This is a genomic window from Dulcicalothrix desertica PCC 7102 (assembly GCF_003991905.1).
GTDB classification, from domain to species: domain Bacteria; phylum Cyanobacteriota; class Cyanobacteriia; order Cyanobacteriales; family Nostocaceae; genus Dulcicalothrix; species Dulcicalothrix desertica.
Genome location: NZ_RSCL01000010.1, coordinates 159907 through 175541 on the forward strand (window position 1 = coordinate 159907; position 15635 = coordinate 175541).

Consider the following 15635-nt stretch of genomic DNA (forward strand, 5'->3'; position numbering starts at 1 on the left):
GATTTTAATTTGGGGAAGGGGCAGGTTCACCTCAATTTCCGATTATTTACCAGGATATAGCTAAACCCGCCTCTACTCCCCGTTCTCTAATGGTTTTATCATCCACAAAGATTGTGTTTGAAAACCGAGTTGATTATATAAGTTAAGCGCAGGTGTGTTTGAAGAAAACACTTGTAAACCAATTTGCTTGTCTCCTCGCGCTCTTGCCCAGGTTTGTGCATATTCCATTAATGCTCTACCTACACCTCGGCGCCGATGTTCAGGAACAACATACAGTAAAAATAAGTGGGCATGACGCTGACCTGTAATTTGGTCGATAGCATTTCCCATCCAAAGACAAGCTACAGGAGAAGTTTCTTGGGTTACAGTTTCGGTGTCTGTAAAGTTTACCCACCACAGAGGGGTTTCGCTAGATAGATATTGCTCAACAGTCTTCGACAAATGTGAAAAATCTTGATTCGGAAAAATGTCTTGGTAAGTCCGTTGCATGAACTTTACCAGTAATGCTCTATCTAGAGTTGAGCCTTTGCGAATTTTATATGATGGTATTAAAAAGGAATTCAAAGCTGTTTAAGGGAACTCAGTAAGTACAATCTGACACAAAAACTCACTGAAAAAAAATAACCTTTGGTAAATTTTACTTCGGATATACCAACTTTTTAGAATCGTAGGTTGGGTGTAGCGCCAGCGAAACCCAACAATAACAAGAGTTAATACTATATTTCAACCATTAGCATCAAAACAAGGCGCCTTCATCGAAACAAAAGTACTGCTTTGATTATGTAACTCACTACCATTAAATCCAACACCATCTATAGGAGCAGGCGCCGACATATCGGACGGTAAGAAGATACGCGCGCTGGTTGCTGCCAAAGCAATGAAGAAAATAATAACTGCGATTAGAGGAGCTATGTATTGGCGAATAATATTCATAATTTTACTCGTATAAACAAGGGTGGTGACTAACCCTGGTTAATATATTTTAGCGTTAAAGGACAGGCAGGATGCCTATCCTACAAGAAATGGTATTATCGTCTATCGCGTTCTACATCGGCGATAACTCTTTCCCAGTACCAATGTTCTGGCATTTTGGGGTAGGTTTTACGCGCTTGGGCTACAAGACGCTCGGCGCCTTCGCTATCTCCTCCTAACAAATTAACAAGTTGGTTTTTGAGTTGGGCGATGGGGGGTGCAAATTCATCTGCGCTGTATTGTTGATTTAACGGTTGGCGCCCTACAGGTTGTGCTTGCTGTCTGCGGAACTCCCAAAATAATACGTAGTAAAGGGTCGCAAAGATAACAATTAAGCTAAATGTTCCTAGGAAGGTGACGATATTAAGTGCCAAGCGTCCGAGAACAAGTTGTGAGAGGACATAACCGAGTAAAAGACCTGTTAAGAAAAGGATGGTCGTAGAAATAACAACGACAACTCTTTGCCCCATAGATTAAATTTCCTTATATTTCTTCATCTAGTCCGGGTCGATTTATTGATACTGGTTTGGGATTCCAAGGTGCAAAAAATGGTAGTAGGATTACTCCTGGTAAAGCAGCAATTGCGGTTATTAGGAAGAAAGTAGGCCAGCCTGTTGCTTCTGCCCACGTTCCAGCAGGTGCGGAAAGAATATCTCGACTGAACGCTTGCAGGCTTGAAAGTAGAGCGTACTGCGTAGCGGAAAAACCCTGGTTACAAAGACTCATCATAAACGCGACAAATGCCGCCGACTCCAAACCAGCACAAAAATTTTCGATATTTAGTGCAGCGACCATCAAGGGGTAGTTTTTACCGACAACTGCTAATGCAAAGTAAGTTAAGTTGCCAGCAGCTTGTAGTATAGCGAATATCCATAGAGCGCGGTTAACTCCAATCTTAGTCATGATGGCGCCACCGGCTAGAGTTCCGACAATAACGGCAAAAATTGCCAGAGTTTTTGGAAATCCTAACTCAGGTGCAGTAAAGTTTAAACCTTTTTCTAATAAAAATGGTGTAGCGACGTTTCTAAGTAAAGAGTCTCCAAGTTTATAAATAACAATAAATACCAAGATTAAAATAGCTTGTAAAGTGCCATTACGTTGGAAAAACTCAAGAAAGGGTAATGTTACAGCGTCATATAATGATTGAGGTGGACGCGCGCGCAGTCTTGGTTCGGGAGCAAAAAACGAACCAATTATACCAATTCCCATTAACAGCGCCATTGCCACATAAACTGCTTGCCATGACTGAAGAACACCTACTAGAGAAAAACTTATCCCTCCAGTAATTAGAAGGGCAAGACGATATGCCATTAAAAACGTCGATGCACCTGCACCTAATTCTTTTTCTTCGAGAACGTCAGCACGGTAAGCATCAACGACAATATCTTGGCTAGCGCTAAAAAACGCGACTACAACCGCAATAATTGCTAGAACTTGTAACCCTTGAGAAGGCTTTTGTGTTGCCATTGCTAGAATACCCAGCAACAAAGCAACTTGAGTTATTAACAACCAACCCCGGCGCCTTCCCAAAAACGGTGGTACAAAGCGGTCAAGAATAGGCGCCCACAAAAACTTTAACGAATACGGTAAACTCACAAGACTAAATGCTGCAATGGCGCCTAACCCAACTCCCTCTTGACTAAGCCAAGCTTGTAAAGGGTCTTTACCTGTTAGATAAAGTGGTAAACCTGACGAAAAGCCCAGCAACAATAAAGCCGCCATCTTGCGACTAACAAACACCTGTAATATAGACGGATTTTCTTTCATCGCTTAAAAAATACCTTTTCTTGTTTAGTTCATACATATAGATACCGCACCCGGTTAGTTACACGGAAAGTACCACTATATTTGTTATTTGTACTTATTTGTTATTAAACGTATTACATATAAGTAAGTTCATGGCAACCCATACAACGGATGTAACGGATGTAACAGATGTAAAACGTATAAATCTGTGCTTTGGTTCCTGAACTTGGCTAAATATCTGACACATGTATGAACGGTCAGTCACTACTTATAATGCAAACGCGTAAAAAGTGAACTTTGTCATGCTGAGGGACGTTAACGCAGTTTTCCCGCAGGGTAGCATCTTAAAGATTTACGTTTGCTTGAAAAGTATAGTTTGAAGCCGTTTTTAGTATAATTACAATATCTTGCTTTCATGGTATTTAATATTACCAAGCTTCTTTTCTAATTGATGACGTTGCCAGATAATTTGATAGTGCCGTAACACAAAAAGAACGTGTTTGTTGCACGTAGCATTTTTAGGTGGTATATGACAGACTTAACTTTACAGCAACAAAATTTTACAATTAATGATATATCTACTCGCTTGCAACAAGTAGGCACCAACTTAGCTTCCATTCAAACCTTTTTTTACTGACGAATCGCAACAACAAGCAATATTAAATCTTGCTAAAGAAAACAGGTATTTTATTGAGTGGACTGTTCCGGATATAGTCAAAAACGATGACATCGACCAAGCAGCAGAACTAGTTGATTTAGGACGTGTTCTAACACGTTGGTTATTTGATAAGGAGAAAATCTGGTCTAATTCAGCAGACAATCTAGAGACGCGAACCCAGGCATCTTCACAAGCACAACAATGGTTACAAAGAGTGTCAGAAATCTCACAAGCATACGAACGGTCAGTTGGCAACGGATGATAAACAGATGTAGCGGATGGTTGATTTTAGATAACAAGTTTTTGTTGATAACAAATAACTTATCCGTTACATCCGTTATATCCGTTGCCAGGTACTACTTGATGGTCTTGAATGTTCACTTTATGTTCAGCAAGACACTTTAACCAACCATCGCGCGTGCCAATTTCATTTTTATTTTTGAGCAACCCTAATTCTACCTCTTGCTGAGTCAATTTAGCGAATTTATCATAATCAGGATAAGTTGATACAACAAATGTTTCTTTACGGTGTAGAACAGGTGGGTTTGCTCTATCTGAATAATCGTAGTGAGTAACTCTAAGTGTTTTTAAGTCAATATTAATACTTGCTTTTAAAGCTGGATGTGGGTCTGTGTCGAAATCTGGATAGTATAGGTAGGATATTCGCGGTTCATCGATGTAAAATTTTATTAAAGTGGCATCATCAACACGTCCAATAAAGCGGGTTGCACATCCTTCGTATATTCGTAGTAGAGGGTCAAGTTCTTGGAGTGCGGAAGTGTGAACGTAAAGTGCGCTACGGGTACGTTTGCCGACTTTGCTTTTATTACACGCGGTTTTGACGACTCCAGCTTGTCCTAAGCTAAATAATTTTCGGTCAGCAACATCACAAGCGTCTTCATAGTCACCAAAAAAGGCTTTAATATCTTGGCGCATTTCTAGTGGAAGCTTATAGAGCGAACGATTACCTTCGAGTTGCATTAATGCTAAGTATACTTGAATATCGAGTGACCTACGGTAAGCGATAGCATCCCATTCAGCTTCATCGGTTGCTTGGAGGATAACAGCAAACGCGCGTTTAAAGTTACTAAACTCGATTAATAATTGTTCTTGGTTAGCTAATTCTCCTTTTATAGGTAATCTACCGCGTTGAGTATAAAAGTCCATAAGCGGTTGCAGTATTTCTTGGTAGTCTTCAAAACGCTTAGTAGGAATGCGAACGCGCGGTGTGGAGGTGCGGGAGAAATATCTAATAGCTTTAAAATGTTGTTTCTCTTCTTCGTCGCGAAAGACAAAATAAACACCTAATGCTACGGGTACAGCATCAACGTTTAGTGTCTCATCTATATACTTTTTAAGTTCTTCTTGCTCATAATATTTCTGAAACGTATTTAAACGAGTAACTATTCCATCACCGTAAGATATTTGATGATGACTTGCAGCATTAACTAATACTTGTGCTGAGACAACGAGTACTTTTTGCGTAAGGTTCCAAGCTTTAGAAAGAGCTTCTGCACGTTCGGTAGTATCTTCAATAACATTAAGAACATAACCAATATTAACGACATCCGCAGCAATTAGCGTCTCATTAGGGAAGTAATAAGGGTCCCAACCAGTACTTTGATACCCTAACCTAGTAGTGCGCTGAACATCACCACCGTAACCACAACCGTAGTCAAAAAAGCTTTTGCTGAGAGTAAGAATATTCCACTCAAGGGCAAGTTTCACAGGACGTGATATATCAACACGCTGTATCGCAGCACGGTGACGTTCAATTTCAATGTAACTCCCAGTCATAGGAAGAAAGAAGCGCAGAGGAGGACTATATACTATCTATATATATTTTTTGCTGTAATTTAGACAAAATCTTCAACTTTCTTGATATTTCAGGCGCCTTAACTTGCTTCAAGTATTATATTTGACATAAAGACAATTCCTCTTTCTTTGTGTCCTTTGTATCCTTTGCAGTTCGTACTGTAAGTTTCAATTGTTACAACTGCTCTGAAATTACTCTAAATATATTTATAATATAAGGTAATAACTTGAATGCTTAGGCAATAATCAAATGATTGTACAAGCTAACAAAAAAGAATATTATACTCTTGACGAATATTTGGAATTAGAAATTAATTCACAGGAACGTCATGAGTACATTGATGGTGAAATTATTCTTATGACTGGTGGAACGCCGAATCACAATAGAATAGCTTTAAACTTTAGCGCAGCATTGAATTTAGCCGTGAAACAGCAATCATATGAAACCTTTGTTTCAGATCAAAAACTTTGGATACCTAAAAAACGCATTAACACTTATCCTGATGTAATGGTAGTTGAAGGTGAGATAGAATTACAAGAAGGGCGCCGAGATACAATTACTAATCCTTTAATAATTGCTGAGGTATTATCAGAATCTACAAGGGCATATGATAAAGATCAAAAATTTGCTGCTTATCGTACTATACCTTGCTTTAAAGAATATATTCTAATAGACCAATATAGCGTACATGTTGAGCAATATTATAAAACTAACAGCAAAACTTGGACATTTACAGAATATGATGATTTAAATCAAACTTTATCTTTGAACTCAATGCCCTTCCAAATAATGCTTGCTGATATTTATAGCAAAGTTAAATTTGAGTAACTTATAATTTTTGTCTTGTGGAGCGGGCATCCTTGCCCGCCTTTAATATAAGCATATTTAATATAAGACGGGCAGGATGCCCATCCCACAAGAGTATTTATATCCTACAAGAGTATTTATAATCTTATTTGTGTAACTTCATTTGTTTTAAACACATAAAAGTGCTTAGGTATGTAAAATTACTGTAAAGCCAAGCTAATTTACATACAAATTATTTAAGTATTTGTTATAAAAGTTGGAGTTAACCTTTTTTAATATCGCCCAGATTATTTCCATACTCAAATCAGTTAATTAATTTGTAACTACACCAAGCTAGTGTCGGATTGATGAATAGATGCGGGTTTTTATGAGAATGAGAACCTTGCTTAATTTTGTCATAAGCGCCGCACACGAAATATAAATAGTAAAATCATTTAATTAGGGAAGCACTACTATGGCAGATTATGTACCAGCATTAAAAGCAAAAATGGGTGATTGGGATTATTATGTCACCGTGATGAAATTAGGTAAAGTCTCGCGTGAATGTAGATTAGCAGAAGAGATTCACGCAAATCAACATTTAGACGAATTAATTCAAAGAGAAATTCAAGACCGTGTGCAAAAGGAAATGGTTCCTTATCTTTTAAATGCACCACAAAGATTTTACGGCGCCTTAGTGGTAGCTGTATATGGAGGAGAACCGATGTTTTCCCACGTTAAAGTAGATGAACATCATTTAATTGATGATAAAGAAGACCGTTCAAGTTATGGATTTGGTTTATTGCGGTTTGATGGTAGCCAAATATATTATGCTTTAGATGGTCAACACCGATTAAAGTCAATTCAAGAAGCATTGAGACAAAATCCTGAGCTAGGCAAAGAAGAAATTACTGTTATTATTTTAAAGCATGAGAATACAAGGGAAGGGCTTGAGAGAACTCGGAGATTATTTTCTACTTTGAACCGTCGAGCTAAACCTACAAGCTCAGGTATGAATATTGCTATCGATGAAGATGATGCAGTGGCAATTGTTTCACGTCGTTTAATCAAAGAGAATGATACGTTAAAAATATTAGTTTTAGGTAACTTAGGTTCTAAGCAAATATCACCAAAGAAAGTACATGACCCTTATATTGCGACCTTGCCAACATTCTATGAGACTAATGAAGTATTGCTTAGGGCTTATAATGGTGGGTTAGAAATTGATGCAAAATTTAAACAGTTCCGACCTTCTGATGAAGAATTAGACGATTTTTATAAGTATCTAGAACATGTTTGGATGTGTTGGTTACATAAATGTCCAGGTTTTGATGATGTTCTTAGGGGTAGAAAAAAAGCTGGAGATATTCGCAAACGCGCGGATGCTGATGGTGTGCTTATTTTTGATGATGGTGGAAAACCAATTGCTGGGGGAAATGTTTATGCTCGTCCTATCGGTCAGTACATCTTAGCTGATGTGTTGAAACTAGTCAAAGTTCAAGGTAAATCTATCGAAGATGCGATTGATGCTATTATGACTCACGTACCTGCGGATATAGATAAGGCGCCTTGGGTGAATGTAATTTGGAACCCAATTAAACAGCGCGCGGACGCTGGTAGGGAGTCAAGAAAATTAATTGCCGACATCATCAGCCACGCTTTGGGACTAAAAATAGATACCAGAATTAGAGACTTGAAGCAGAAGTATCGTGATACCGTTGAAGATTTTAGAGCAAATTTACTAGAACCAATAGATTGGTCAGGTAGACCTAACCAGGAACATCTAGAAAATGAGCAAGAAGACACTCCTGAGTAAGACTATAGTAGGTTGGGTGGAGGCTTTGCGGAACCCAACATATAAAAGCATCCCAACGTTAAAAATCAAACACTAATTATTGAGCTTGGTTTTTTAACACTACTAATTCCGCGAGGTGAGACAATAGCATCTGGCGCCTGAATTACTTCTGCTAGTGCATCAAGTTCTTCGCCAAGGTAATCTGATTGCAATATATCAGGATTTATATGCTCGTGCTTGAGTAAAGCGTAAACGGAAATACTACCATCTTTAGATTGCCGATAACGTAGAGTTGGATTGTAGCCCATATTCTCTAATCGGTTTAGAGTTTCAGCAACAGTCATATTTTGTATAGCACTTAATTCAACGGCTAAGAAAACTTCGCCAACTTTGGGGATAATTGGAAGTTCAAGCATCATTAACCTCGCTTTCAAAAATACATTCGTAGCGTTTCCCTTTACCTACTCTAGACTTCCCCTGATTTTTCTGGGTCTTCTAACATAGCTAATTTACTGTTAATTCAATTAAATCTTCAATTTTCTTAATTTTTTGGTCGCCAGCCAAATAACCTATGCCACGATGTAGGTGTAATGTTAGCTGTTCTGCTAAAACTTCTTTTGTAGTGCCGAAACCATCGTTATAGCAGCGCTGTTTAAGGGCTATTAACAGCATATCGGAAATCTCACCACCAAATACACGCCAATTCATCTCAACATTACTATCTAATTTTATAGGTACTGGAGAGGGAGGTGTTGGTTCTGCTAGCGAACGACATAGTGCCCAACGGCATAATATATTCCATTGGTCTATTTTTGTAATACGCTTGAGCTTAATTAATTGCTCTTTTGCCGTTTGCGATATTTTGACACGTTCAAGAGGTGGTTCCATAATAAGTTAAGAGTTAGGAGTTAGGAGTTAGGGGTTAGGAGTTAGGAGTTAGCCATAACTGTCATTCTGAGCGAAGCGAAGAATCTCACCACTCATTGTCTAAAAATTTTACCTTGTGTAACCCAAATTATGAGTAAAGATAAAGCTTATTAACATAAAACCGCTTCTTCATTTTCTAGCTGAGTTTTAAAATATTCCTTCATTGAACTATGAGAAATTTCTGCACTCAGAAGCTTGAGCCAAAAAATATTTAGCTACATCAAAACAGCTTAACATTGCTCCTATCATCCTCTATTACCAGAAATATCCATCAACTACTGATGTTTGACGCTTTTCTGAGTCATATTTAAGTAAATACTCGCGCGCGATAGCTTCGTTTTCTCGAAGTTTTTCAACTTCGGCTTTACCTATTTCTGTATCTGTAGAAAGTAATATTACTTGGTGACTTGCTGCTGGGAAGTATCTTTCTACTAAGTTACCTCGGTGCGATGAGTCAAGGCGCCCTAATGGTGTGTCAATGGCAACAGGTAAACGGCGCCCAGAAACACGCGCGAGTCCCCATAAAAAAGCTATGGCTAAAAGTTGCTTTTCTCCTGCCGATAAACGATGTTTGGGAACAGCTTTACCCCGCACGTCATATAGTGAAAGCCTAAAGTTATCGGTATTAATGGCTACACGATGAACTAAGTCTGATTTGTGCAGCAAATAGCGAAAGCATTCAGTTATTTCAATTTCTAGCTTATTTAATTTTTTTAATGTCAGCTTTTCTCGAAATAGTTTGAGTGTTTGTTGTACTTTTGCCGATGCAGCAATAATATGCTCGGTATTTTTCTTATCTATTGTTTGTGTGGTGTACTCTCTTAAATCTTTCTTTGTGCTTTCAATTTCTACCTCTAATTCTCTAATACGTCCTTTAATAGATTCGCATTTGGCGCCTGCTTCAGTAACTTTTTTCTGAGCATTTTTTAAAACATCTACTAAATAAGTATATTCTTCAGGAGAAGCCGCAGTTTGGATTTGACGTTCTAACGTAATTATCTCGTCTTCTTTTTGCTTTAAAATCTTTAATTGCTGTTTGGCTAAGGTTTTTGTATTTTGTAACTGATAGAATATATTACTTAACTGGCTTAGACTATCTGCATCTGGTAATAACCAAAGTTCTTCCGGCTGTATTAAATTAGCATTGAGAGTTGTAATATCCTCATCTAAAAAACTTTTGATTTTTTTTGACTTTTCAGATGATATATCTAATTTTGATATCAAATCGAGTAAACGTTTATCGCGCTCAAATAATATATCGCTAGCAATTTGCGCTTGCTGAATACGATATTCTTTTTCTCCTTGTGTTTGTCCCTGGATAAGTAAATTTTCTACTAAAGCTAAGGGTAATACGTTTGCTGAAATATCACACATACCCAAGCGTGCTTCCTCGACTTCTAATACTTTTTGGTCACGCTGCTTTTCTAATTGACTACGCTCTGCGGCTATTTTCCCACCTTCTGCAACAAATTTATCCAGCGCATCTTTTTGGTCTTTCTCCGCTTGATTAAAATAATTTATATACAAAGCTTCTTCTTCTTTAATTTTTATGTGTTCTTCTTGTAAAGAACTTAGCTTTTCTTCAATTTCTTCAAGGTTTGCTAAATCTTGTGTATCAGCTAATTCTTTACGCTTGCGGTTTACTATAATTTCAATGTCAACTGCTAACTTATCCGCAAGTTCTAATCCCAACATTGCTCGTATTGCGTCTGCAACAGGGGGAGGTGGAATTTCTTGTTCTGCTAACTCTTTAACTTGCTCACCATCAAATAAAAATAAGTTAGAAATTCCTACGGGTAGTATATTTTCAATATAATCATCCCAGGTATTTACTAATTCTTCTCTTGTCAATCCATCAGGTACTTTGGGGTCTAATTCTATAATACCTAATGAGTCTTTGCCTTCTTTAGGAATACTATCCCAATAACGTACAATTTTATATACTACAGGTTTATTCTCTTGAATATGTTCAAAAGTTAATTCAATCCTTGTGTTATCAACAGGAGTCGCACGATTATTAACACATTGACTCAAAAAATCACTGTAGCTTAAGTTTCCGCGAGTTGAACACTCCGCACGATGTCCGTATAGTGCCAGACGTATCGCGTCCATAAATGTTGTTTTTCCACCACCATTCATTCCACCAAGTAATAAAATCGGACGTGAAGTATCTTTATCAACTTCTGTATCAAGATTGATAACGTTTTTTCCGCTATATGGTCCGAAGTTTTGTAATACTAGTTCAATAAATTTCATAATAGTTTTTTATTTACAGCTTTGTAGAGGCATACAATGCAAGATTAGTGATAGCCTTTTATTCCTTGGCACATGAAGATTATAGTTCAAATAGTCGCGAAGAACACAAATAAATAATATGTGAGGAGAAGAAAATGTTTATAATTTGTTTAGAGACATTATAAACATTGTCTCTAAACACGTATTGTTTAATGAATTTTTAGCGATTGGGTAATGCTAAATCAATCTTTAGATTTGTACTTCTTTTTCCCCCAATTTATTGAAGCAATTGAATCATCTTTGTCGTTTGAGCTTAAAGATACATCATTGGAAGATGAATTTTTTGCTTCCTCAGAGAGTAAAGCATCTCCTATGGTTAATTGTTTGACCTTCTGAATGTTACCCTCGCTAACTGCGTCTTTTAAATCTCGCTTGAAGTGAGCGTTTTTAATAGCTTCTTCTTGTGAGCGCGAACTTGTATCAAAGCACTTTAACAACTCATCATATATTCCAACACGACGCGCGCGCTTACGAAACTGATATTCGGTGTTTAATAGCTTTGCAATTAGTTCTAAATGCATAGCATCACCTTCACAAACTTCTTCGAGTACTTCCCATTCATCGCTACCAAGTAAACTATAGCCAGCACCTGGACGCGGGTCTTTAAATTCTTCTCCAGTCACTTCTTTATAAATGCGAGGTAAACTATCATCAAACTCGTGTCTTTCTTCTAACCAGATACGGCGAATTTCACTTAATTCTTCAAGAGAAATCAAGTTGATTTCATTCATATCTTTTGGTGCATCGCGTCGTAACTGTTGCTCAACAGTTAAAAGTGTTCTGAGCCAATGCTCACGAGCTTCTTTAATATATGGACCAGGAATTGGTTCTACAGAAATTTCACCTTCTATATTGCGCTCATACAGTTGAACACCTCCAGTTCTGCGTCTAAAATCTCTCCAAGAACGGTCTTCTTCCTCTACATCTAATTCTCTACGAAGTTCTAAAAGTGGTTGTAACCATTCTTTCTCTTCGTCGTTGTGAATCATTGCCGAAAGTGAACTATCTTCGCTTACTAATGTACAAACCCAGCATCCAAAACGAGAACTTCCACAACTCGGTGTTGATGTATCTACAACCAGTGGACATTCGTTATCAGCACTGGCGCCTCTGTACATATTAAACAAATCCTTGTTACTATATCCCCAAGGATTTTCCCACTGCATTAAATAAAGCCAAACTTCGTCATTACGCCAATCTTCAATTGGACTATACACTAAAGAGTTTGGTAAGTTCATATTAGGACTGAGATGGTCGCGAACTCGCTTTGCCTCCCACTCCTTCATCCGTTTTGCACGTGGAGCGCTTTCTGCTTTCCGAATCCCTAAAACTACAATAGCTTCGCCAAAGGAGCGAATTACATCTCGAATAAAACGGTTTGATGGGCTAATTTTTAAACGCTCCGTACACCAACGAAATTTTCTTCTTGGTGCAGGGTACCCTTTCCCAATTAGTCCAACCCAAAATGTCTCTTTCCATTCTGGTTGTAACAAATGAGGTTCCATAGGCATTTGTTGCTCTTTAGCAGCAATTTTAATTTGCTCTAAAGATTTGCGTACCCAATTGGAAACATAAGGATTTTCTACAAGAGTATCTGTTGTAATTACGTGGATGGTTTTTGTACGTTTTTCTAGTGGAAGTTGGGCTATAGCATTCCATATTAACTGTAAAGTCGCAGTACTATCTTTGCCACCACTGTAACCAAGACACCAAGGTACAGCGTCCAAGCAGTACAAATCTTGAATTTCTTTTGTCAGAGCTTGAACATCTTCGATAAACTCTGGTAATCCACGCTTTTGCTGACCTTTACTGTCTGCTGTTTTTACTTTTGCCATATGAGTTCCCCATCTAACACAAAATTACACCTCACAAATAAAGTCCGCTACAGAAGCGGACTTAACAACCGTTAAACTTATATCACATATTATTCTTATCATTTCTTTACAATAATGCTCCAAAATAGCTGTAACGTGATTATAACAATTGTTACTACACATTAAGTAAAAATATTTATAATAAAATATAGCATTATATGGTTTTTAAAAACTACACTACAGACATATAATTGTTAAAAAATTTGACTCTTATGTCAACCCTAGTTTTTAAAAATTCATATGGGCGCCAGAACATCTAAGCAAGTTAAGGATACTACAGGTTCTTACTCATTGGGAGGAACCACCGATAAACAGGTGCTTTCTCAACTCCTCGATGAGTGTTTCGACAATAAGAATCAAATTCCAGTGCAAAAAGTTGAAATGGGAGGTACAGAAGCATATGTAGGCTCTGTTACCCTCGAATGGTTTGCGAACCGAGTTAACTTTGCTTCATATTTACCTTTGCTTCGTCACAAGTATAATCCTCAAACGGGCAATATTGAGATAGATGCCGAGAGTATCGACGAAATTCAACAGCGTCCTATCGACTGGTCACGTCAATCAGCTTTAGTACAATATCTTGTATCCCGTAAGCACCATAAGTTTCCCCCAGTTTTGGTAGTTGTTAACCAACCTTGGGTAGACATTCCCCACGCAGAAGAGTGGGATAACAAAGGAAAAGCAAGAAGGTCTGCTATAGAATTTACCCCATTAGATAGCAAAAACAAATTTGGCTTACTCAATATTTCGGACGAAGATGTAACTATTTATGCCTTAGACGGACAGCATCGTTTGATGGGCGTGCAAGGTTTAATAGAGTTGCTTTCCGCACGTAAGATTCAACGTTATAAAAGAGACAAAACTCCTTATGATTCATTCATAACTATCGATGATTTAGTCGAACAGTTCGATATTTCACAAAGTTACCTGAAAGACATACCACAAGAAAAAATTGGTATCGAGTTTATATCGGCAGTTGGGATTGGAGAAACCCGCGAAGAAGCAAGGCAAAGAGTACGCTCGATTTTTGTCCATGTCAACCTAATGGCAGTACCTTTGACCAAAGGTCAGCTAACACAGTTAGATGAGGATGATGGTTTCTCTATCGCTGCCAGAAAAATTGCTGTTACTCATCCCTTGCTAGAACAGCGAGAGGATAGAAAAGCGCGCGTAAATTGGAATAGCGCAACAGTTGCCACAAAATCTACAGTCTTAACGACGCTGCAAGCACTCAAAGAAATGTCAGAGCGCTACTTAGGGCAGAAATATCCACATTGGAAACAAGAAAAAGGTTTAGTCCCCAAACGTCCTGAGAGCGATGAATTGTCCGAGGGAATTGCTGAGTTTCATAAGCTGTTTGATTATTTAGCCAGTCTATCGAGCTATAAAGTTTTAGAAGAAGAGGACACACCATCACTACGACGCTTTAGCTTCGAGAAAGAGAGTGGAGAGGGAAACATGCTTTTCCGTCCAGTTGGTCAAGTTGCAGTAGTTCAAGCGCTAGGTGTTTTAGTCTTCAAAAAAGAACTTTCGCTCGAAAAGATTTTTAAGAAGCTCCGCAAATTTGACCGTGAAGGTGGTTTTAATAACATCGAGTTTCCAAAATCCATATGGTACGGTGTTTTATATGACCCTAACCGCAAGCGAATACTTGTAGCTGGAAAAGACTTAGCTGCAAAACTACTAATATATATTTTGGGTGGAGTCCAAGATTCAGTCGAACGCGCGAAATTACGCTCAAGTCTCGCAAAAGCAAGAACCTTCGAGAATAAGACAGTAAATTTTGAAGGTGATTTTGTAGACTCTAAAGAAATTGCACTTCCACCCATTTTGTAGTTGTATTTTAGGGTATGCTTACAATTTTTACGTAAAATAAAATACAATTATTAAAGTTCTATTACTGTGCTTTGGCAAAAGCAAGTTGCACAGTAGTAGTGTTTCAATGTGTCTAGCAAAGCTAGCTAAAAATTTTTGTTGATAATTTGTTACATACACCATACTAGTATTAACTACTCAGATGTTAGAGAATGATTATGTTACCCTTTTACTCAACGTATAAGGAGAGTTTAATTTGTGACATGGTTACAGAGCAATTATTAAAAATTAATTTACAAGTTGTATTAATCCAATTAAAATCAATTTTATTGCCTCAATCTCACACTTTTTTACAAGTCTTGCAATTACGGTAAAAATCTACTTAAATCAAATTCTCCATCTGTTCTGTCTTTGCTTGTACGTTCGTAGCTGAGTAGTAATAATATTCGTTCTAAATAATCTACGGCGCCAAGTACTTCATTTTGAATTATTTCTAACCCTCCGTTGGCGTACTCTTCAAATATTTGATGGCGCTGTTTCTCTAACTCTTCTTCGGTTGGTGACAGTATTTCTACATCTTGAGTTTCGACGACTGCTAATAATTTAATTACTACGTCATATCCCATTGATATAAATTGCTCTATACGTATCGGGCCTGGTTCTTTTTTAGATACTCCTTCTAATGGAACGCGCTTTTTATGTTTGGCGCCTAGTGTGGCTGCAAATACAACTACATCAGCATAGGTTTGAAATGCCCCTGTTTTACCACCTGAAATTGTTAGAGATTTTACTAGTTCGGCTTTATCTTTTGCGATTCTAATTTTGCCTGTTTCTGTCATAATTTTAGTAAGTCTAGATTTTTCGTGGTGTTGAGAAACCGGGTTTCTTTTCGTTTTTATTGTAGATTTTTGTGTTCAGTGAGAAAGAAACCCGGTTTCTGCGGGCTTTGCT

At 37.7% G+C, this 15635-nt stretch carries 14 protein-coding genes; 3 read left to right on the forward strand and 11 right to left on the reverse strand.

Features of this window, described 5'->3' with window-relative positions; genetic code table 11:
* Nucleotides 1-72: 72 nt before the first annotated feature.
* The 6 genes from DSM106972_RS21770 to DSM106972_RS21795 form a co-directional block, all read right to left on the reverse strand.
* The gene (locus DSM106972_RS21770; protein WP_127082827.1) at nt 73-549 is read right to left on the reverse strand and encodes a GNAT family N-acetyltransferase; all 477 of its coding nucleotides are present in this window, start codon (nt 547-549) and stop codon (nt 73-75) included.
* Nucleotides 550-723: 174 nt separating this feature from the next.
* Nucleotides 724-933, reverse strand: coding sequence for a DUF8624 family small hydrophobic protein (locus DSM106972_RS21775; RefSeq protein ID WP_127082683.1), 210 nt, complete (start codon nt 931-933; stop codon nt 724-726).
* A 95-nt stretch (nt 934-1028) separates the two neighbouring features.
* The gene (locus tag DSM106972_RS21780) at nt 1029-1442 is read right to left on the reverse strand and encodes an ABC transporter permease (RefSeq protein ID WP_127082684.1); all 414 of its coding nucleotides are present in this window, start codon (nt 1440-1442) and stop codon (nt 1029-1031) included.
* A gap of 13 nt (nt 1443-1455) precedes the next feature.
* Nucleotides 1456-2739, reverse strand: coding sequence for an AmpG family muropeptide MFS transporter (locus DSM106972_RS21785; protein ID WP_127082685.1), 1284 nt, complete (start codon nt 2737-2739; stop codon nt 1456-1458).
* Between the two features lie 586 nt (nt 2740-3325).
* The gene (locus tag DSM106972_RS53660) at nt 3326-3631 is read right to left on the reverse strand and encodes a hypothetical protein (protein WP_233787905.1); all 306 of its coding nucleotides are present in this window, start codon (nt 3629-3631) and stop codon (nt 3326-3328) included.
* A gap of 66 nt (nt 3632-3697) precedes the next feature.
* On the reverse strand, nt 3698-5173 hold the full coding sequence (locus tag DSM106972_RS21795) for a DNA phosphorothioation-associated putative methyltransferase (protein ID WP_127082686.1): 1476 nt from the start codon (nt 5171-5173) through the stop codon (nt 3698-3700).
* A 268-nt stretch (nt 5174-5441) separates the two neighbouring features.
* Here DSM106972_RS21795 and DSM106972_RS21800 point away from each other — a divergent pair, with 268 nt between their 5' ends.
* Both DSM106972_RS21800 and DSM106972_RS21805 read left to right on the forward strand, forming a co-directional pair.
* Complete coding sequence (locus tag DSM106972_RS21800) at nt 5442-6020, forward strand: Uma2 family endonuclease (RefSeq protein WP_186538700.1); 579 nt, start codon at nt 5442-5444, stop codon at nt 6018-6020.
* A gap of 433 nt (nt 6021-6453) precedes the next feature.
* Complete coding sequence (locus DSM106972_RS21805; protein WP_127082687.1) at nt 6454-7794, forward strand: DNA sulfur modification protein DndB; 1341 nt, start codon at nt 6454-6456, stop codon at nt 7792-7794.
* Between the two features lie 65 nt (nt 7795-7859).
* Here DSM106972_RS21805 and DSM106972_RS21810 read toward each other — a convergent pair whose 3' ends face one another.
* From DSM106972_RS21810 to dndC, 4 genes are all read right to left on the reverse strand, one after another.
* Nucleotides 7860-8192: an acyl carrier protein gene (locus DSM106972_RS21810; RefSeq protein ID WP_127082688.1), complete on the reverse strand. Its 333-nt coding sequence runs from the start codon at nt 8190-8192 to the stop codon at nt 7860-7862.
* 85 nt (nt 8193-8277) lie between these two features.
* Entirely contained in the window at nt 8278-8661 is a 384-nt protein-coding gene (dndE, locus tag DSM106972_RS21815; RefSeq protein WP_127082689.1) for a DNA sulfur modification protein DndE, read from the reverse strand.
* Nucleotides 8662-8955: 294 nt separating this feature from the next.
* A complete protein-coding gene (gene dndD / locus DSM106972_RS21820; RefSeq protein WP_127082690.1) occupies nt 8956-10956 on the reverse strand; it encodes a DNA sulfur modification protein DndD in 2001 nt (666 codons plus the stop codon).
* Between the two features lie 221 nt (nt 10957-11177).
* The gene (dndC, locus tag DSM106972_RS21825) at nt 11178-12830 is read right to left on the reverse strand and encodes a DNA phosphorothioation system sulfurtransferase DndC (RefSeq protein ID WP_127082691.1); all 1653 of its coding nucleotides are present in this window, start codon (nt 12828-12830) and stop codon (nt 11178-11180) included.
* 279 nt (nt 12831-13109) lie between these two features.
* Here dndC and DSM106972_RS21830 point away from each other — a divergent pair, with 279 nt between their 5' ends.
* A complete protein-coding gene (locus DSM106972_RS21830; RefSeq protein WP_127082692.1) occupies nt 13110-14705 on the forward strand; it encodes a DGQHR domain-containing protein in 1596 nt (531 codons plus the stop codon).
* A 344-nt stretch (nt 14706-15049) separates the two neighbouring features.
* Here DSM106972_RS21830 and DSM106972_RS21835 read toward each other — a convergent pair whose 3' ends face one another.
* On the reverse strand, nt 15050-15523 hold the full coding sequence (locus DSM106972_RS21835; RefSeq protein WP_127082693.1) for a DNA phosphorothioation-associated protein 4: 474 nt from the start codon (nt 15521-15523) through the stop codon (nt 15050-15052).
* Between the last annotated feature and the right edge of the window lie 112 nt (nt 15524-15635).